Source organism: Mesorhizobium sp. M0491 (assembly GCF_040321265.1).
Lineage (GTDB): Bacteria > Pseudomonadota > Alphaproteobacteria > Rhizobiales > Rhizobiaceae > Mesorhizobium.
This window is the reverse complement of sequence record NZ_JAMYRE010000025.1, coordinates 63,860-82,312: the sequence shown is the minus strand read 5'-3', so window position 1 is coordinate 82,312 and position 18,453 is coordinate 63,860. Positions and strand designations below refer to the sequence as shown.

General features: G+C 62.6%; 24 protein-coding genes. 4 read left to right on the top strand and 20 right to left on the bottom strand.

Translation table 11 applies throughout. The features are described 5' to 3' along the window. From NKI69_RS27575 to NKI69_RS27560, 4 genes are all read right to left on the bottom strand, one after another. Positions 1 to 213 (bottom strand): DUF768 domain-containing protein, encoded by a 213-nt coding sequence (locus NKI69_RS27575; RefSeq protein WP_352722956.1) that lies wholly within the window; start codon positions 211 to 213, stop codon positions 1 to 3. Positions 214 to 228: 15 nt separating this feature from the next. Next, on the bottom strand, positions 229 to 975 hold the full coding sequence (locus NKI69_RS27570; protein ID WP_352722961.1) for an SOS response-associated peptidase: 747 nt from the start codon (positions 973 to 975) through the stop codon (positions 229 to 231). Between the two features lie 95 nt (positions 976 to 1,070). Further along, positions 1,071 to 1,289 carry a DUF768 domain-containing protein gene (locus tag NKI69_RS27565; protein WP_352722955.1) on the bottom strand — a complete coding sequence of 73 codons (219 nt, stop codon included), beginning with the start codon at positions 1,287 to 1,289 and terminating at the stop codon, positions 1,071 to 1,073. Between the two features lie 24 nt (positions 1,290 to 1,313). After that, positions 1,314 to 2,195, bottom strand: coding sequence for an ATP-dependent DNA ligase (locus NKI69_RS27560; protein ID WP_352722954.1), 882 nt, complete (start codon positions 2,193 to 2,195; stop codon positions 1,314 to 1,316). An 88-nt stretch (positions 2,196 to 2,283) separates the two neighbouring features. Here NKI69_RS27560 and NKI69_RS27555 point away from each other — a divergent pair, with 88 nt between their 5' ends. The 3 genes from NKI69_RS27555 to NKI69_RS27545 all read left to right on the top strand — a co-directional run bounded on the left by NKI69_RS27555 (position 2,284) and on the right by NKI69_RS27545 (position 4,599). Beyond that, on the top strand, positions 2,284 to 2,502 hold the full coding sequence (locus NKI69_RS27555) for a hypothetical protein (protein WP_352722953.1): 219 nt from the start codon (positions 2,284 to 2,286) through the stop codon (positions 2,500 to 2,502). Positions 2,503 to 3,014: 512 nt separating this feature from the next. Next, complete coding sequence (locus tag NKI69_RS27550) at positions 3,015 to 4,151, top strand: helix-turn-helix domain-containing protein (RefSeq protein WP_352722952.1); 1,137 nt, start codon at positions 3,015 to 3,017, stop codon at positions 4,149 to 4,151. Beyond that, positions 4,117 to 4,599: a hypothetical protein gene (locus NKI69_RS27545; protein WP_352722962.1), complete on the top strand. Its 483-nt coding sequence runs from the start codon at positions 4,117 to 4,119 to the stop codon at positions 4,597 to 4,599. The genes NKI69_RS27550 and NKI69_RS27545 overlap by 35 nt, the downstream gene beginning before the upstream one ends. 181 nt (positions 4,600 to 4,780) lie before the next feature. Here NKI69_RS27545 and NKI69_RS27540 read toward each other — a convergent pair whose 3' ends face one another. The 13 genes from NKI69_RS27540 to NKI69_RS27480 form a co-directional block, all read right to left on the bottom strand. After that, positions 4,781 to 5,089: a hypothetical protein gene (locus tag NKI69_RS27540; protein ID WP_352722951.1), complete on the bottom strand. Its 309-nt coding sequence runs from the start codon at positions 5,087 to 5,089 to the stop codon at positions 4,781 to 4,783. Then, positions 5,086 to 5,241, bottom strand: a complete 156-nt coding sequence (locus tag NKI69_RS27535) for a hypothetical protein (RefSeq protein ID WP_352722950.1) — start codon at positions 5,239 to 5,241, stop codon at positions 5,086 to 5,088. Before NKI69_RS27535 ends, NKI69_RS27540 begins: the two co-directional genes overlap by 4 nt. Positions 5,242 to 5,278: 37 nt before the next feature. Further along, positions 5,279 to 5,755, bottom strand: a complete 477-nt coding sequence (locus tag NKI69_RS27530; RefSeq protein ID WP_352722949.1) for a hypothetical protein — start codon at positions 5,753 to 5,755, stop codon at positions 5,279 to 5,281. Beyond that, on the bottom strand, positions 5,752 to 6,096 hold the full coding sequence (locus NKI69_RS27525; protein WP_352722948.1) for a hypothetical protein: 345 nt from the start codon (positions 6,094 to 6,096) through the stop codon (positions 5,752 to 5,754). The genes NKI69_RS27530 and NKI69_RS27525 overlap by 4 nt, the downstream gene beginning before the upstream one ends. Before the next feature lie 127 nt (positions 6,097 to 6,223). Continuing rightward, positions 6,224 to 6,991: a lysozyme gene (locus NKI69_RS27520; RefSeq protein ID WP_352722947.1), complete on the bottom strand. Its 768-nt coding sequence runs from the start codon at positions 6,989 to 6,991 to the stop codon at positions 6,224 to 6,226. A gap of 54 nt (positions 6,992 to 7,045) precedes the next feature. Then, on the bottom strand, positions 7,046 to 7,441 hold the full coding sequence (locus tag NKI69_RS27515) for a hypothetical protein (RefSeq protein WP_352722946.1): 396 nt from the start codon (positions 7,439 to 7,441) through the stop codon (positions 7,046 to 7,048). Between the two features lie 14 nt (positions 7,442 to 7,455). Beyond that, entirely contained in the window at positions 7,456 to 9,432 is a 1,977-nt protein-coding gene (locus NKI69_RS27510) for a hypothetical protein (protein ID WP_352722945.1), read from the bottom strand. Positions 9,433 to 9,481: 49 nt separating this feature from the next. Beyond that, positions 9,482 to 10,957 (bottom strand): hypothetical protein, encoded by a 1,476-nt coding sequence (locus NKI69_RS27505; protein WP_352722944.1) that lies wholly within the window; start codon positions 10,955 to 10,957, stop codon positions 9,482 to 9,484. 13 nt (positions 10,958 to 10,970) lie between these two features. Continuing rightward, entirely contained in the window at positions 10,971 to 11,720 is a 750-nt protein-coding gene (locus NKI69_RS27500; RefSeq protein ID WP_352722943.1) for a DUF2612 domain-containing protein, read from the bottom strand. Between the two features lie 2 nt (positions 11,721 to 11,722). After that, the gene (locus NKI69_RS27495) at positions 11,723 to 13,159 is read right to left on the bottom strand and encodes a baseplate J/gp47 family protein (protein WP_352722942.1); all 1,437 of its coding nucleotides are present in this window, start codon (positions 13,157 to 13,159) and stop codon (positions 11,723 to 11,725) included. Positions 13,160 to 13,163: 4 nt separating this feature from the next. Further along, positions 13,164 to 13,514: a contractile injection system sheath initiator gene (locus tag NKI69_RS27490; RefSeq protein ID WP_352722941.1), complete on the bottom strand. Its 351-nt coding sequence runs from the start codon at positions 13,512 to 13,514 to the stop codon at positions 13,164 to 13,166. Continuing rightward, positions 13,514 to 14,176, bottom strand: a complete 663-nt coding sequence (locus NKI69_RS27485; RefSeq protein WP_352722940.1) for a phage baseplate assembly protein — start codon at positions 14,174 to 14,176, stop codon at positions 13,514 to 13,516. Before NKI69_RS27485 ends, NKI69_RS27490 begins: the two co-directional genes overlap by 1 nt. Further along, positions 14,173 to 15,036 carry a baseplate hub protein gene (locus NKI69_RS27480; protein WP_352722939.1) on the bottom strand — a complete coding sequence of 288 codons (864 nt, stop codon included), beginning with the start codon at positions 15,034 to 15,036 and terminating at the stop codon, positions 14,173 to 14,175. Before NKI69_RS27480 ends, NKI69_RS27485 begins: the two co-directional genes overlap by 4 nt. Positions 15,037 to 15,066: 30 nt before the next feature. On the opposite strand from NKI69_RS27480, the gene NKI69_RS27475 reads away from it, so the two are divergent. Next, positions 15,067 to 15,384: a hypothetical protein gene (locus NKI69_RS27475; protein WP_352722938.1), complete on the top strand. Its 318-nt coding sequence runs from the start codon at positions 15,067 to 15,069 to the stop codon at positions 15,382 to 15,384. Here NKI69_RS27475 and NKI69_RS27470 read toward each other — a convergent pair. Genes NKI69_RS27470 through NKI69_RS27460 form a run of 3 tightly spaced genes read right to left on the bottom strand, consistent with a single transcriptional unit; the run spans position 15,381 to position 18,405 of the window. Continuing rightward, complete coding sequence (locus NKI69_RS27470) at positions 15,381 to 15,695, bottom strand: phage baseplate plug family protein (RefSeq protein ID WP_352722937.1); 315 nt, start codon at positions 15,693 to 15,695, stop codon at positions 15,381 to 15,383. The two genes, NKI69_RS27475 and NKI69_RS27470, sit on opposite strands and share 4 nt — an antisense overlap. After that, entirely contained in the window at positions 15,695 to 16,270 is a 576-nt protein-coding gene (locus NKI69_RS27465) for a phage baseplate protein (protein WP_352722936.1), read from the bottom strand. The genes NKI69_RS27470 and NKI69_RS27465 overlap by 1 nt, the downstream gene beginning before the upstream one ends. Continuing rightward, entirely contained in the window at positions 16,270 to 18,405 is a 2,136-nt protein-coding gene (locus NKI69_RS27460; protein WP_352722935.1) for a phage tail tip lysozyme, read from the bottom strand. Before NKI69_RS27460 ends, NKI69_RS27465 begins: the two co-directional genes overlap by 1 nt. Between the last annotated feature and the right edge of the window lie 48 nt (positions 18,406 to 18,453).

Sequence of the window (18,453 nt, the reverse complement as noted above, 5' to 3'; positions counted from 1 at the left end):
TCAGTCGACCAAGCCTGCATCCAGGTATCGACGCGCATCATCGATCGCCTCGGAGGCGCTGCCCGTATCGTCTTCGATTTCCGCTCTGCTAAAGCCTAGCATTTTGGCATCGGCCAAGAGCATCTCAGTCAGCTCGGCAACCGAAGTGTCGTCGGTCTCGTGGATGTTGTTTGCAATCCATTTGAAGAGGAAATTCGTTCCGCGTGAACTCATGATGCCAGCTCACGGTCAGACGTCGAAGAGATCGTTAGGGCCATGCCCCTTTTCGTCAATGATGTCCGGATTTCCAATTTCGTCGATGATGTCGGGCGTGTTGTTTCGCGGGCTTCCTACACGGCTGCCGATAGGCCACATCTTCATGAGTTCCGATGGGAAGGGCTTCATCAAGTCTCGAGGATCTGGCTCCGGACCAAGCCAGCGCATGTAATCACCAGGCGCCAGAATCACCGGCATCCTGTCATGGATGGTTGCCATCAACTCGTTCGGCTCGCAGGTGGCGATGGCGAAGGTGCGGATCAGTTCGCCGGTCCCTTTGTCGGCATATTCTTCCCATATCCCGGCCATGGCGAAGGGCTCGTCATCCTTCATCGCAATTGCATAGGGCTGTTTCTTCTTGCCCGAGGCGTCCAGCTTTTGCCACTCGAAATAGCCGTCGACCGGCACCAGGCATCGGCGTGAGGTATAGGCTTTGCGGAACATGCCATTGGTCGCGATCGTCTCGCAGCGCGTGTTGACGGGCGCCGGGCGGCCGCCCCCATCACGAGCCCAGCCCGGGACCAACCCCCATTTGGCAGAGACGAAGCCAGCCATGGAAGTGGAGAGCTCTTCGCGGATGATGATCGGATAGCTCAGGCTAGGCGCACCGTTCCAGATCGGGAAGCCATTACCCATGCGTTCGACCTCCCCGGGATGGGCGAACTCGAACCGCCGCACCATGTCAGGGATTGTCGACTTTACGAAAACGCGTCCGCACATAAGCTCGATCGCACCTATCACGTTGAGGAAGATCAAAATGGGAACGGAATGCGAACAAGTCAAGCATTGTTGATTCAGCTAAGACATTGGTCGCGTCAGGGCCTGCCGCCTTCGCGATGGTCCATGGCCTCGGCAATGACCTCGAAGACGCTGGGTACTTCCTCGCTGATCTCGGTCGTGGCGATGCCGGCCTTGTCGGCTGCTTTCATCGCTTTGTCCGCAAGGTCGCTGATGACGATCGGATCATCGGTCGCGATTTCGGGCAGCTGTTCTGCCATCCATTTGTCGAGGAAATTGATGCCGCGTGTGCTCATGAGGCTAGAATCTCCTCGTAACATTTAGGTTCCGTCGTCCCGCCAACCCTGCACCGAGGCGTGGCGCAGCTTCGATTCGCCGCGAAGATACCGCACGCGGGCTGTCACGCCAGGTCCGACCCATTCCACACTCGGGCCGACCACCGCCGTCGGCACGCCGGCAGGCGGTTGGCCCTTGCGCACGCGCGCCATCAGCCGCTCGCGCAGTGCCTTGGTCAGTGCAATGGTGGCGGGTCCCGCATATTTGCCGTCGCGTGCCATCAGCCCGACCGTCTCCTTGCCTGGCTCGCGCTTGATGCCCAGCAGGTCGAACTCGCCGAAGTCCCAGCACTTGGTCTTGACCCAGATGTCGGACGGCCCGCTGCGGTAGGGGCTGCCCTGGCGCTTCGAGACGATGCCCTCCAGGCCCATCTTCTCAGCCGCTTCGTAGAACTCGGCACCACCGCCCAGGACGTGCTCGCTGTATTGGATGATGCCCTTGGCTGGCTTCACCAGATCCCACAGGATCTCCTTGCGCTCGATCGCCGGCTGCTGGCGCAGATCCACACCGTCCTTGTAGAGGATGTCGAAGGCCACGAAGGCGAGCAGCTCAGCGTTCCAGACCATTCGGGAGTGCATGGCGTGGAAGTTCGGCCGCCCATCCGGTTCCGGCGCGATCACCTCGCCGTCGATGATAAATGATTTGGCCTTCAACTGCTCGGCCGCGGTGACGATCGGCCAATAGCGCTTCGACCAGTCATGAGCGTTCCTGGTGAAGGCGCGGACGCCGGCCCAGTCGCGGATCAGCTGCGTTCGGAAGCCATCATATTTGATTTCGTGGAGCCAGTCGTCGCTAAGGGGCGGCTCAAGAACCAACAGGGGCTCAAGGGGTTTGATGAACTTCAGCCGGTCAGCGGCGTTATCCATGCACTCGATACTCCAACTGCCAGACAAGGCGCGATGGCAGGTTTGGTTGCATTTTAGCGAAATTGAATGTGGAAATAGTTGATGAAGATTGAAGCGGACGAGTGCCGCGCCCCTGGCGCTGATCAGGCATACGATCGAGGAGCATTGCCCGCCGGGCGTTTTGCCGAGCGAGGAGATGGTCAACGGGCTATACAGTCCTGAGTTGATGGGCGAGGCCGAAGCGATCGCCGCCGCGATCGTAGCGACCGTCGCGAAGCTCCAGGTGCAGGCGACGTTGAAGCCGCCAGCGCCGAGCATCAAGGCGTAGCTGCTGGAGCGCCCAAGTTTACGCGAGGGCATCCTGCTTGAGCAAATTGATCTTTTCCCAGACGTCTTTATAGACAATGCGCGCTCTGATATACAGGGTCAGAATAGCGAGCGGGAGGGGAACGAAATGTATAATGGTTGTAAAGAGGGCAAGCGGTTCGCCCATGCAAGATTGATCTATCGCGGCGTAAAAAGACCAATATAGCGCGGCAAGCGCGAATAAAAATGTGACTGCCGCGCAACATTCTACCCAAGTGGCTAGGCTATCGTCGTTGATGACGATCTCTCTTTTCGCCGATTCCAAGCGTGCCCGGAGGCTGTTTGCTGACGAGAGGTCTCTGACCTTTCGGACTCCAATTAGCGTCTCGATTGCCGCGACTTTGCGAGCAAGTGGCCCTCTGGGTACGATTGCCAGCTCCTTAAAAATCGACGAGGCCAAATTTATTCCGAAAGCTAGTTGTAGCAGTCCGGAAAACTCATTGAGCCGAAAACACTCTGCTGCGAGCGATTGAGATGTCATTGAAACTTACCCCCCGACCTTCGACAGTTAAAAGCATCCGTCGTGCGCGGCAATTGTCAATCGAAGCCGTGTCGAGTGAGGCGAATATCGCGCCCGACGTGCTGACTGAGATTGAGACGAACCCCACAGATGTGACCAAACGGGTGGCGTTTTCACTCGCTTCCGCGATGGCTGTGCCCGTCCAGTTCCTGTTCGCTGCGGAGGTGTCGATCGATGCGAGCATGCCTGATTTTCGCACCACCAATAATCGACCGGCGATTCTAACATCGGCGGGACTAACACGCATAGCGCGCGCCCGTTCTATCGTCGCCTACCTGGCAGACCAGACGTTCGACGATTGGAACAAGTTCGCAAACACACATAGCATCACTGTGAATCAGCAGGCCGCGGCGCAAAAGCTGTTGCAGTCACTCTATGTTCCGATCCGACGCGCCGACGGGTCGGTGGATCCGACACTGACATTCCGTGAGACGCGTGTTTCGCTCGAACGGGAGGGCATTATCGTGCTCTGTGACCGGGTCGCGGATCCGTTTCGCGGATTTTGCTATGCCCCGCCCGGCGAGTTTCCGATCATCTTCGTGAATACAACTGGTCAGCGCCCCGCGACGAAGCTGTTCACCCTGATGCACGAAGTCGTTCACGTCCTTTTGGGCAAGACCGGTGTCTCGGACCCCGCCATTATCAACAACCAAGTCGAAAGGTTCTGCAACTCTGTGACGGCGTCGGTCATGATGCCCGAAGATCAGTTTTCGCAGGCTTATAGTCGCGTCGCGTCGCGCGATCCGAGGACGGCGGTCGACATTCTCTCTCGACGTTTTGGCGCAAGCAAGCAGGCGAGCGCATTGCGGGTTTCTGATCTCGGCTTGAATAAGGGCTTCTACGCGGCATGGTCGGCAACGCTGCCCTCCAAAGTTCCTACGATCGAAGAAGAGGATGAAGGTGAAGAGTCTAGCGGTGGAGGCGGAATAAGTTCGCAAATTGCCAGATTTGGATACCTTCTACCTAACATGCTCATTGCTGCGGTCGACAAGCGCGCAATTTCGCAATTTGATGCATATCGGCTGACAAATCTAAAGCCCAGCACAATAAAGCAAATTGCTTCGCGCGCTGTTGGTCGGCTGGGTCAATAAGCGCATGACCTATAGCGGTATCAAGTTCGTGCTGGATTTAGAGGCTTGCCTTTTTTACAGCGACGCGGGCGGCAACCTCAAAGCATCGCTTTTCGAGAGAGCGAAAGAGGAACGCATTGCTGTAACTAAGGAGGTCTTCGACCAGGTTCGCGGGTTTGACAAGGATTTGGCTGACGAGATCAAAGCTTCGGCAATCGAGATTGTCGAACTCGATTCCGACATCTACTTCGCCGCTGGGGCACTCAACGACATTTACATGACATCTGGCCACCGCCTGAATGCGGCTGCGAACGAAAAGGTGCCGGTAATTGCCCTGGTTCACTGTGCCCAGAACGGATCAAAGCCGCCTTGCCACCTCGTTTCCAACGACACAGGTACTCATTCGTCGTCGATGCGCAGCCTCTGCGCGGCTCTAAGCATTCCCTTTTTGGAGGTGACTAAATTCTGACGACAATGCCAGCTGAAACGGAAAAAGAACCCACCGGCCGAAGCCGATGGGGAGACTGGAGATGATGTAGGGAATTACAGGGGGAGCGCCTGCGCTAATTGCAGGTAAAGCAACACACCGAGAGCCCCGGCCAGGAGGAATATCAGGCCGGCAAGAACGTCGGATGAGGTGCGCGGAAGCCTCACGGCTTTGTTCCCTTCAGCTGGTCGATGATTTGGGTCACTGCCAGTAACAACCCCGCAACCGTCAAAATGATCCACATCGATGTGGAGCCGAGCCAGCGCAGGCGTGTCCAGAGCTTCACCACCGCGAAGCCCGCCGAGAAGTGATCCTCGTCCAGATCAAGAAATTTGTCGAGCCGTTCGCGCTGCGCCGGGTTGAGCCGGCCCGCCCAGATGAGGGCCTCGCGCTGCTTGCTGTCGAGGCGATCGAGCCAGAGGATCGTTTCCGGGTCGAGTTCTCGCAGTCGTTGAGGCACTGCACCAGTCATTGAACCAGCGCCTTGATGGTGTCGCCCTTGGCGTGGTCGAGCCGCACGCAATCACCCAGCCGGCGGCGATCTTCCGCGTGCAGCTTCGTCTCATCCTCGATCGAGATGGAACGATGCGGGATAGCGACGACGCCCTGACATTCCTGCGTCACGCTCGGATCGACGTGCACGACCGGAGGAGGCACCAGGCTACCGACCGATTGCGTCGAGTCGCTCTGACACCCCTGCAGAGATGCCATCAGGCTTACAGCCAGAAGGATTTTTCGGATCGGGCGGTGCATTGTCTTCGTCCTTCTGCGCGCTCACCAGGTCGGCTATGCGGCCGGCGTCGCGATGCTGCTTGTCGATATAGGCTTGTGCCGCGGCGTCGATGTCCTGCTGCCGCGTCTTGATGTCGGCCGCCTCCGCAATGCCGGCGAGCTTGATCTTCTCCTCCCACAGCTCGTCCTCGGCCTTTTCGCCGGCCGCATATTCCCGCCCGACGCGACCGCCGACGAGATTGACCAGCTCCGGACCGACGTAGGAAATGTCGGCCAGCGGACCGAGCGGCACGCCCTCGTAGAAAAAGATGATGCCGCCGGCGACGACGATCGGCAGGCCGAAGCGCGAGGTGGCGAAGGCGAGGAGCGGCCCGACATAGGGGATGGCGTAGAGAGCGGCGATCATTGGCCAGCAAGCCCCGCGAGGAGCTTCTCCCATTCGTCGCCCATCAGCCGCAAGGTCGCTGCCTTGCCCTCTGAGGTTTGAGTGCATGGCGCTGGCCGGTCGACCATCGGCCCCTTTTGAGGCGCCATGTTGCAGTAGTTATTGCAGGCATCGTCGCCGGGGGTGCATCGGCCCGGCATGCCCTTGTCGGCCGCGAAGCCGCAGATATAGCCGCTGTCAGTGCGGACCTCAGGATTGCCCCTGACATAGATGACGACGGAGCCGTCGTCGTTGCGGCTGACATTGGCGAAGCCGGGATAGATGGGCTCCAGCGTAGTGTAGGCTGCGATGAGCTTTGGCATTTCAGCTATCCTTTAAGAGATGAGTTCGATCACACCGCGAGCAGCATCCAGACGACGCCGCCAATGATGCCGCCGGCGACCATGACGCCGACGGCGACGGCAGACGCTTGGAGCAGCCAGGCGCGCATCAGTGGGCTCCGATGATGCAAAGGCTCTTCTCGCGCTGGCGGCGATCGAACAGGCCGCGCAGCACCCTATGGCCGGCCTTGTCGAACCAAGCGATTGCACCGCAGCCGCCGACGATGTCGCCCGCGTTGAGGCGGCGCACCGCCGTGCTCTTGCCTGCCCCGGCCGGGCCGACGTTGAAAGCGAGCGAGATGTAAGCGGCATCACGCGTCGCCGGCAGCCGAGTGGTGATCGTTACGGGTGTAAAGTACCGATGCAGTCCGGACCGGTGCTCGGCCACCTCGACCTTGAGAAGGTCGATGCATTGCTCGTCGGTCATCACCATGTTGGCATGCACGCCGCGCGTCGAGCCAAAGCAGATCGTCCAGATGCCGACCGCATCCCGGTAGGAGCGGTTGCGCATGCCCTCTTCCTTGGCGATGAAGGGCACCGCGATCGAAAGCGTCTGCGCCTCGGTCGCGGTGTTGTCGGTCGCGGCCGACGCGCTGGAGGGCCACGCGAGCAGCAGCGCCAGCGCAAAGATGATCGCCGCCACGGCTGCGATGCGCAGCCATTCTTTCCACGGGGAGAGGCCCTGTTGGAAGATGCGGCCGATGATGCCGGCAAGCAGCAGGCCGACGGCCAGCCACCATGCGACATTCGGATCATAGTCCTGGCCGGTCCAGCCGTACCAGAGTTCCGGCAAGATGAGCACGGCCAGGCCAAACACCTGCATCCAGAAGCTCAGAGACAACAGCACCACGCGGCGCACGTCGGGGACGAGACGCATAACAGTTCCTTTCCGCCCGAGGGGGCAGCGTTTCGGAATGAGGAGAGCAGGAAATCAGAGCAGCGCGGCTGCCGTGAAGAAGGCGTCGATCTGCGTCGTGGTGCAGCCAAGGGCTGCGAAGCCGGATGCCATCATGGGCTCGCTGCGCACGAAGCTTCCGCTGTATTCGAAGGCGTCTTGCACCTCGACGGACTGCGAAGCGATCCAGGTCTGCACCTGGGAGCGCAGGCCGGCAACGCTGAGCTGGAGGTGGAACTGCCGGGCCGACACCTGGTCAGGCACGACCGGGGCCGGCGCCGGAGGAGCGGTGAACGCGCTGTCGACATACTGGCCGCCGATATATGCCGGTGCCGCGTAAGGGACAAGCGTGAAGCCGTCCAGTGCAAATTCGGCATCGGCCTCGATGATGTTGACGACGTTGTTGTTCGCGTCGATGACGACCATCTGCATAGGTGTTCTCCTGTTTACTTGAATTCGAATACGACGACGACGCCGTTGGCACCGTTGCCGCCAACGCCTGCGCTATATGCGCCGCCACCGCCGCCAGCACCGTATGCCTGAGCAGAAGCGCCGGCGCTGTGGCCATTTACAGTCTGTCCGCCCGAACCGCCGCCGCCCCAATAACTGGAGCCGCCGCCACCGGCTTGGGAGTTGCCGGTCGCGTTGGTGCCACAAGCACCATCACCGCCGGCCAGGTTGAGATTGCCCGTGCCGCTCGCCGCGCCACCGCGACCGCCGATGTTCTGACTGGCTGCGGCAGAACCACCGTTAGCCGTGATAGTACCGAACGCAGACGATCCGCCTGCGGCGCCAGCGCCGCCGCCCGCGCCGATCGTAACCGATTGGGCCGACAGGGGGGCCATGTAGAACAGGGTCGTGCCGCCGGCACCGCCGCCGCTTTCACTGCCGCTGCCGGTGCCGGTTGTTCCGCCAGCGCCACCGCCTGTGACGAAGACGATGCCCCGAGTTGCACCGGCAGTGGGGGAGTATGTGCCCGAGCTGGTAATGGCTTGGACGTTGATGAGGGTGCCCGCAGCCGCGAGATCGACAAACGCCGTGGTGGCGATCTGCGTGGAGTTGTTGCCCTGAGCCGGAGTCGGCGCGCTCGGGATGCCGGTCATTGCCGGGCTCGCCAGCGTCTTGTTGGAAAGCGTCTGAGCCGTGGTCTTGTCGACGGTGATCGTCGGGTCGATCGCGAACTGCGTGCCCACGAGGGTAAGGCCATTGCCGGCTGTGTACGCACCGACGCCCGCAGTCTGGGCAAAGGTGATCGGATTGGTGCCGATCACCGGGTTTTCTGTGCCGTTCTGCACAAAGGTCGTGGCGCCGAGCGTTGCTCCACCCGTCACGAAGGTCTGGTCGCCAAGGTCGATTTCGGCGGCGAGATTGTAATAGGTCGCACGCGTCAGGACGAAAGGCGCGCCCGCGCTGCCGGTCGCCGTTACCGTGTAGATACCATTCTGGAACGTCGACGCCTGGTTCTTGACCAGGATGACATCGTTGACGTTCGCGGCTACGCCATCGACCGTCAAAGCGCCGTTGGCAGAGGCCGTGAGCGTGGCACCGACGCCGGATGCTCCGTTCGCATAGGTAACGCTCGCAAGCGCGGTGGTCGTGGCCAGTCGGCAGGCCGGCAGCGTCGTGGTGGCGTAGATCGCTGCCTGCACATAGGCCGTCGTTGCCAGATGGGTTGAGTTGTCTCCCGGCGTCTGCGTGACGGCGGTCGAGGCCGCAGCGTGAGCAATGGTCGGGTTTGTCGCGAACACCAGCGGACCGCTCCCGGTCTCGTCGGCCATAGTGGCTGCGAGTTGCGCGCTCGTGCCAGCGGCCAGAAAGGCCGCCATGTTGGCGGCCAGACCGGAGATGTCGCCGAGCGCCGGCTGCGCGAATGTCAGGTAGCCGCTGGCGTTGATGCCCGTGGCGAAATTATGGGTGGGAGCGGTGGACGAAAACACGCCGCCCAGCGCCACGGTCTGAGGCGTGGGAAGATCAGCTCCCACCATCAATCGGAACCTCGGGGCTCCAGCTCCGGCGCCGGGGGTGGCGAGCAGGAGATTGGCGGCTTGCGATCCAAGCGAGATGCCGCTGTCGGCCAGCTCCGCGCCGTCCGTGGTCGAGAAAACGGCTATGCGGTTGACGACGGAAGTGGGGGGCCCGGCCACATCGCCGGTGCCGAACGGGCCGACTGTCGCCCCGCCGATCTGATAAAACAGGCCATCGATCGTCGCCCAATACATGCCGTCGACGGGATTTTCAGGAGCGACGCCGGGCAGGATGGAAAAGCCGGCGCCGTTCACATTCGATGGGGTCGTGACCAGCGGGCCAAGCATCGTGTCGCCGGCACGGTTGACCGGGGTGTAGCCGAGCACATTCTGCTTCTGATTGAAAAGCAGGCTCCACTGGCCGGGCGTCAGCACCACGCCATAGCTAAACGTCACCATGAGAACCCATCCGATTTGTCTGATTGACTGATGCGAAAGGCGCGAAGGCTCATTCGAATTCGAAGATGACGATTACGCCGGTGCCGCCGGCACCGCCGGCACCGCCTCCGTCGCCACCGCCACCGCCGCCGCCGAGAGAGCCGGGACCGCCGGCCACCTGGACGCCGGTCGAAGGCGTTGAGCCACCGAAGCCGCCGCCGCCCCAGAACGAGCCGCCGCCGCAACCGCCGTCGTGGCCCGAGCCGGGCGAGCCGCCCTGCCCTGGGACCAAAAGTGCTCCAGCCGTTCCAGTGCCCACCGCCTGGCCGCCCGCTCCAAACGAGTTGGTCCCCGACGAAGAACCGCCAGATCCACCTGTGCCGATGGCAAGAGCGCCAAAGGAGGTGGTGCCGCCGGTACCGCCGACGAGGTCGCTGCCGGAAGATGGATTGGGGACGCCGCCGGCACCGATCGTGACGGACTGCTGAGAGACCGGGCCGAAATAGATGCCCGTTCCCCCCGCGCTTCCGCCGCCGCCAGTGAAGCCGTTTACCGTGGCGTTGCCGCCACCCGCGCCGCCGCCGCCGGTGGCAAAGGCCAGCATGCTCTTGGCACCGGCCGACGGCGTGTAGGTCCCACTCGCCGCGATGACGCGCATGGCCTTCATCGCGCCGGGGAACGCTGCGGCGAGCGCCGCGATTGTGACCTCGCGGTCGGCACCGTCAGACAGGACGTGCAGCGGGAGGCTGTCCCCCAAGGAAAGCGCGCCGGTCGGCGCCGGCAAGCTCGGGATGTTGAGGGAAAGAACCTGCTGGTCGGTCGCCGAAAGACCGGCATTGGCCGCCACCGTGACGGCCGGGTTGAGCAGGCGAAACGCCGGCGTCGCGGCGTTGTATTCGAGGATGCCGGTACCGCTTGCCGGCCACTGCTTGGCCGTCAGCGCGGTCCCGTCCATGTTGACGATGGGATGGGAGCCCAGCGTCTCGATGTTGCCCGTCATCGCGCCGTTGTTGTCGAACGCGGCCTTCTGGATGAAGAACACCTGCCCATCGGCGTAGGCACCCGGCGCCGGGATCACATTCGCCGTGACGACGTTCGCGGAGCCGGTGTCGACGCCCACCATGATGGAGGAGGCTTTGGCTCCGATGTTGATCCAGTTCGCGCCGCCGGTATCGGGGTCGGACGTGTTGTCGTCGACCGTGCTGAGCCATGCGACGCCGGCAGTCGTGCCCGCCAGCAGCGCACCGAATGGATAGCCGCCGATCGCCGTCGAAAAGCTCGGATCATACGTGACGAGACCGCCGGCGTTCTGCCACTGCGACCACTGCGTGATCTGCTTGAGAATGCCGTTCATGTCCTGGCCGAACGGCGGAATGCCGCCCGATCCGACAGGCAGGAAGTTGAGCGGCGGGAAGCCGTCGGTCAGCGAAGCGGCACCGCCCGTGATGCCTATCTGGGAGCCGAGCGGGATGGCGCGAATGTAGCTCGGGCTGGCCGACGATGCCCAAGCAACAGCGAACTTCGACGGGATCGAAGAAATCTTCATGGAGGTGGGGTCCTTAGATGATGACGACGCTGGCTTTGACGCCGGTCGGCTTCGGCAAAACGCCGGAATTCTGCACGATCGCGAGTTCGACCGGGGTGAGCTGGAAGGCGAAGGTGTAAGTCATCGTCATCGTCGAGATGTTCGATCCCGCGTAGAACGATGCCTGATTGAAGCCGACCGTGTTGATCGCCTCCTGGAAGCCGAACCACGTCCCGGCATCGCTGCCTTCCGTGACGTAGGCGTTGCCCCTGTTGGGGAAGAGGCTCAGCAGGATCTGGTTGATGGCCGGGATCGAGCCGTTGGTGATGTTGGCCGCCGCCTTCTCAAGGATCAGCAGCCGGTAAGCCTCGTCCGAGAGCGCGAAATTCGCCGTCAGCGGCGCGCCGGAATAGAACGCGCCCTGCCCGAAGGGATCGGCGCCGGGGCTCGCACCCTCGAAGCCGAACCAGTCGCCGGCCGTGACCAGCAGGACGCGATTGACGCCAACGATGCGCCCCCACACGTCGAGCCCGTAGCCCTGCGCTGTATCGATATTCCAGATGTAGTCGAAGAACGCATCGAAGTTGGCGGTCTGGTCGAGATAGGCAAAGAGGTTCCCTATCAGCGCCGTCAACGCCGGCGAATTCGCATACTGGCTGATGACCGTCTGCCAGACGTCGAAAGGCGGGTAGTCGCCGACCGGGCTTACCCCGAGCGCGAATTGACCAAAACCGTTTGGTATCCCGGCCGGTGGCCTGGGATATGGAGGTCCAGTGTCAGCCATGATCAGCTCAGGGTTACGATGATGTCGTTCGCCGAGATGGTCGGCACCTGGTCGATGTCGATGGCGATATCAAAGCGATTAGGCTCGGCCGCCATCATGCTCTCGCTGGTCACGGTTCCGTTGCTGGAGACCGTGTACGTGCCAGTGCCGCCGGTCCCGGAGCCCAGCGCCGTTATCGTCGTTCCCACGGTCAGCGCGCCCGTCGTGTCGGAAATGACCTGACCCACTGCCAGCGCGCCGGATGCCACCGCCGACACTGTCAGCGTTGTGCCGGCGATGTGGCCCGTGAAGACGGCGGCCGGGTCATTGGTCGAGCCGATCTCGATCGAGATGATCTGCACCCAGGAGCCCAGCGCCGCCACAGGGGCGTAGAACCGGCTGGCGAAGAGCATAGTCCCGATCTTGGCGCGCGGCCCGCCGTCACCCCCCGCAAAGGCGGCGATGATGGCATTCTGGATTTGCGTCGCGGCGTCCGACGGCACCAGGTGCGAGTTGACGAGGTTGACGGAAAACAGGATCGCCAGCGGATCGGGGATTTCGAAGCTCACCCGATAGGCCGGGTAAGGCGGGACATAGCCGGGGCTCTCGTCATAGATCGTGATGGTCGTGTTGCCGTTGTAGGCGCAGCCCGGCGCTTTGCGCGTCCAGATCGCCCTTGCGATATCGTCGGCATCGCCGCCCACCACCGAGACATAGAGCGAGTTGGCGTAGAGCGAGACGCCGCCAATGGTCTGGACCGTGTTGGTGTCGTTCTCGGTCACATACGCATCGATGACGTTGGAGACCTCCAGCACCGCCCCCAGGACCGAAGGCAGCGAGCCTTGAGAATTCAACGCGACCGAGGCAGCGCGGCGCGCCTCGAAAGCGGCCCGGCCCTCGACGTTGTTGCCCAGCACGCCGTCATCGGGGTTGTTGATGGAATCCCATCCGGGGATCGACCGGTAAATCTGGTTGAGGCTGTCGGCCGGGCAAGGGATCGGGCCGACCACGAGGCATTCAAACGGCAAGGTGACAGTGCCGTCGGCACCGATGACGCCGTCTTCCGTGCACAGATACTGGTTGCCATCCTCGGCCAGCGCCAGCGCGCCGCTCGGGATCGTTACGCCTGGCAGGCCATTGCACAGCGCCTGCACGACGGTCGGCTGTGCCGGGTTGCGCTCGATGAAATAGATGCGAGCGATCGCATCCTGCATGCGGCCGCTGGCGAAGGCCGGGTCCACCTGGTTGGTGAATGCGAGGAAGGTCGAGTTGACCTCGTCGATCACCGCCGTCTCGCTCGAGGCCAGCTGCCCCTGCGGCGTGTCGAGCGCCGGGTTGAGCCCGCCGCCGAAAGCTTCGTTGATGTCCTCCGTGACGCCGGCGAGCACCGCCGCGGCCGAGGGGATCAGGAAGCCGGTGTTCGTCCACTGCGGCGGCGGAACGTTCGTGGTGTCGACCATGTGATTAGAAGCCCGCTGCGCTGATGTTGCCGGCCGCGTCCTTCACCTGCACTTGGCCGGTAACGGTACGATCGGTCCAGGACTGGATGAAGGTTTGCGCCGAGACGACGCCGGGAACCGTGAGAGCGGCTCGATTGAAGTACGCCTTCATGAGCGAAAGCGCCGGCGCCTGCCCCAGGATCTGCTCGAAATAGGGAATGCCTTGGGTGGTGTCGTAGTAAAGCTCGCCCTGAAAGAGCCTGATCGCGCTGGCGGCGTCCTGCGCCAGCGAATAGGCGGGATCGGCCACCCCGATATTGCCCGAGGGATCGACCATCAAATCCCAGGTGTCCGTGGTCAGGAGAAGCGTTTTCATCAGGTTCCGGGCTCCGGTGGCCCCGACGTCCCGCCACCCGGCTCGACGCCGGTGTGGATATGATTGAGGAGGCTGATGTTGGCCCCGCCGGCACCTGCGATGACGTCTCCCGTCACGCGCAGCTCTGCCGTCGTGACGGTGATGGAGCCGGCCGCGAACTCGATGATCTGGCCGTTCTTGTCGAAGAGCTTGATGCCGGTCTCGGTGAACTGGACGGCTTGGTCCTGGTTGGCGGGATTGACGATGGTGCCCGTGTAGACGCCGTCTGACATGCTGCCGCGCCGGAAGCTGCCGGGGTTCGACTGCGCTCCGGCATTGGCTTTCAGCGCCGAGATATCCCGGTCCATGATGGACATGTGGCCGATATCGCCGACCTTCGGGTCGTTGATGATGCCGTTCGTCCCGCCCTGATTTCGCACCGTGGCGATGCCGTAGATGATGCCGTGGGGCGTCTGGTTGCCCTGCCCGTCGGTCTGATTGATCAGCGGCTGTACGTCGATGGTGGGCGGCGCGCCGACGCCACCGCCATGCACCGCGATAACCTTGACCGGGATATTGGATCGCGTCTGCGCCAGCTCCTGGCGGATGAGGAAGCGCAGCCGGTTGATCTCGCTGGTGTCGTCCGATGTGGTCTGCTGACCGAAATAGCCCTGCTCGCTCATGCCGGCGCCGAGGCATCGGTGGCGATGCATTCGAGCATCATGAACCACTTCCCGTGCGGCATCATCGACTCCAACTGATACTCGAGGCGGTTGACCTTCCACGTGCCGTTGGCGGGCGTCAGGTCGCTCTGGATTTGCACCTTGCCCTGATACTTCACGGCCGGGTTGTAGAGCGCCTTCACCAGGACAAAGGCCTGCTGGAAGAAGGGGTAGCCGACCATGCCGGTCTTGGCCGAGATCAGGATGGCGTCGCCTTGCCGCGACTTGCCGGCCGGCGTGATCACCATCGTGCCCCGATCGAAGCCGACGTCGAAAGCGCCGTCGCGGGCGATCGCCAGCGCCTGCGTCCAAGCCGTGCCGGGATAGTACGGGTTGGCGAACTTGACCTTGACGCCGGCGTCCTCGAACGCGAAGCCCATCTGCCCGGCCAGGCTCTGCATCATCTGCGAGGCGTCGCCCGAGCCCTTGATGGAGAGCGGCGGGATCGGCTTTGCGGCATGGAACACGCCGGGAAGCGAGCTGATCCGAAAGCACACGTCAGGCATCGCCTGCGCATCGACGTAGGCGTAAACGATGGCCCCGGTCCACACGACATTCTGGCCGGTCTCGTCGTCTCCGGCGAGGACCGAAATGCCGTTCTTGTACATCTGGAGATACTGTGAACCGACGGTGGATAGCTGGTTCATGACGGCCAGCGGCAGGCCCCAGATCGAGATTTCCGCTTGCCCCGAACCCTGCCCCGCGTTGACGATGTTGCAGGAGACGCGTAGTCCGGAGACCTCTGCGGTGTTTCCGCCGCCCTCAAACTGGCCATTGGCCAGCTCGAACTCGACGGAAATTCGCTTCTGGCTGAATGCCATATTGGGTTACGCCCTATGGGAGGAACGATCTTGAGGCGATATCTGGTGCTTGGACTTTTCATCGCATCGTGCTTGCCGGCCAGCGCCAGCAACACGATGGACAACCTGATGTTGAACGCGACGAACGTCGGCAAATGCTACCGTGACGCCGCGCTTCAATTCAGGGACAAGCTGCATCAGATCACGGTCCTGGGAGACGATCCCGCCGCCTCGCTGGTCGACAATTCCTGCGACGTCGTGGCCTCGGGATACATGCACTACTGCGAAGAGGCCCGCCGCTCCGAAGACCAGTGCATCGGCGACTTAAAGGTCATCGCCGTGGACGCGCTCCAGCACGCCGGCAACTAACCCACACCAGGTGGAAGCTCGGCCGCCGACACGTAGGCGAGGCTGTAGCGCGTGCCGAGCCCGGTAAAATACGGGTCGGTGTCGCCCTGGTTGTCGATGAAGAGCAGATCGCCCGAGAAGCCGAGATAGAGCGACCGCACGATCCGGTTGAGGTTCTGGCAGATCACGCCACCGATCACGAGCACGTTATCGACGTAGAGGTCGATGAACAGGCCCGGCTGCTTTTGATAGAGGCTGATCTGCGAGACCTGGCCGCCCAGCGTCACGCCGACAGCCTGATTTGGCACCGCCTGCAGGGGGATGATGACCATCAGAAGCCTCCGGCTGGCAGCCCAGACGATGTCTGGAATTGCGCCAGCTGCGCAGTGCTCGCCGGCGTCGTCTGGACGGTACCGCCGTTGACCTGAGACGCGCCGCTCGGATCCTGCGTGTTCGACATTGCGGCGCCGACGGCCTGCCGCACTTCGATCAGCCAGATATCGACCGACAACAGCCCAAGTCCCTCATTCGAGCGCCGGGTGTAGTCGTAGTGCGTGAAGTTGCAGGACAGATAGACCGCCTCCGGCGTCACCACATCGTAAAGATTGGTGTCGCCGGCGATGGCCGCGATCGAGGCCAGCATGGCGGCGCGGTTTGCCGCCGATCCGCCGGCCGTGAAGCGCAGCCGCGCGTCATAGGGGATTTGCACCTTGTCGTAGCTGGCAAAGGCCCCCTGCTCGACGGGGAAGTCAGAGATCGACCATTGCTGGCGATACTGCACCTCGACCACGTTGTCGGCGATGATCACCGGCACGCCGCCGTAGTAGATGCCCCAAGGCTGCTGGCCGAAAGCGCTGGCCAGCAACCCGAAGGCATCCTGAGTCAGAAGATCAAGAATGCCGGCCATCACGCCAATCCACTGTTTGCCTGTGCGGTGAAGAGACGCCGGTTGAGCGCGTCGTTGATGTCAGAGGCAACGCCATTGGCGTCGGTCGCCTGCGAGTGAACCTCGACCTTGCCGATGTGGTTCTCAACCGAGCTGGTCGACGTCGTGGCGGTGTGCGTGCTCGAGATGTTCGAGAGTGCCGCCGCCTTGGCGCCGGTGTTGATCCCGCGCATGCCGCGATAGGTCTTGCCGGTGAAGTTGTCCGAACCGGTCCAGGCGCTGTAGCCCTCGGCGCGCTCGTACATCGATGCGCCGGTTGCGCCCTGCGCGTCGGTCTTGGCGTTGCGCAGTGCGCGGCCGGCCGCACTCTCCGAACCGTTCAGCTCGGAAAGCGAGAACTGCAACTGCGTGTCGAAGTCGTTCCAGTTCTTGCCGCGTGCCTTGGCAAAGGACATCAGGCGCGCCTTGCGAGAGCCGAGCCATTGCGCGTTGCCCGTGGCGCCGATGCTGTTGACCGTGCCAGGACCGCCGGCCGCCTCGACATTCATCCAGCGCGACACGAGACCGCGCGCGCCGGCATCCGACAGGCCGCCGGCCGTGAGCGTCTGGTAAGCCTGCGCTTGCCGCTCCGGCGTCCACCAGCCCTTTGTGCCACGCGAGGCACTCTGAGGGCCGCCGACCGCATTGCCACCCGCGCCGGCGGCGGCTGGTGTGCCGAAGGCGTTGCGCGCGCCAGCGCTCAACATGCCGCCGATGCCGCTCACCAGGTTGCTCCAGAAGCCGCCACCGTCGGTTTTCTGGTCGGAGATCGAGACGGGGAGCGGGTTGCCCCTCGAAACGGGCTTGCCGTCGACCGTGGTTTCGGCACCGTGGCCATTGCGAAAGCGCGACTGAGGACCGCTGCGATCCCTATGCTTCATCTGCGTGATCGTGTCGAGATCGCGATCGGTGTAATAGACGCCCTTGCCTTTGTCCTGCGGGGTATCGCCAGAGAGCGTAAGCATGGCCAGGAAGGGCGACAGCTTGCCCATGAGCCCCATCAACCCAGCGCCGGCCGCACCTTCTCCAGCGGCTGCCGCCGCGCCGCCACCGCCACCGCCGCCGAGTAGCATTCCACCCAGCATGCGCATGTTGGCGAGAACGCTTAGGAACCGGGCTCCGGCCCACAAGCCGAAGAGGATCTCGGTGGTCTTGATGATGCCGCCGAGCCCGTCGACAACGTCCTTCGCCCCGTTGGCGAAATTCTGCATGCCGGCGCCGACGGCGTTCCAGTCGATCTTTTCGAGGAAGTCGATGAATTTCTGCACCGCCTCGACGATGCCGGTTTTGATCCAGTCCTGGTTCTTTTCGATCCAGTTCGTCATCTTCGTCGCCGCATCGACCAGGACCGGGCCGAGCTTGTCATAGATGGCGTTGGCGAGCGCGATGATATTCTGGAGAAGCTCTTGCCAGCTGGCCTGGAGCTTCTGCGCGGATTCGATGGCCGCGTTGCTCGGCGACAGGCTCTTCTGGAGCTTGTCGAGATAGGCGTCTATGCCCGCGCCCATCTTGTACATGAGCTGTTCGGTGGCCGGGTCGATGCCCAGCGCCTGCGCGACGTTGTGAGCCGCGCCGGCGTCGATCTGGTGCAGCCGTTGCAGAGCCGCGGCGACATCGGAAAGGTAGCGATCGAGCCCGTGGTTGGGGTCGATCCTCATGCCGGTCCAGGCTTGCAGCTGGGAGAATTCGCGCGGCAGCGCCTCGCCGTTCTTGTTGAGGTTGTAGAGCTGCTTGTTGACGCGTTCCAGCGTCGACGCGGTCTGATCGGCCGAGCCGCCGAAGCGGTCGGCCGCGTTCTCCCAAGCCGCCAGCCGCTGGGGCGATTCCCCAAGGCTGGAGGCAAAGCGGCCAAGCGAGGCGTCGGCGTTCGTTATATTGCGCACGAACTCGCTCAGCGCCTGCGAGCCGGTCACGACGGCGAAGAGTTCGAGCACGCGCCGCGTGATCAGGTTGACCGTCTCGGCCGCCTTCTTCGAACTCTCCTCGACCTGTTTGCCGCCCTTTTGGAAGCCCGCAACGGTTTTGAGCCAGGTCTCGGACGTCTTCTTCTGCTGATCGTTGAAGTTCTTGGGATCGAGGCCGAGCGTGACGATCAGGCTGTCAATGACCGTTGGCATTCTCGTCCCTTTTCCGCATCAGCATCATGTTGTGAGCGTCGACCATCG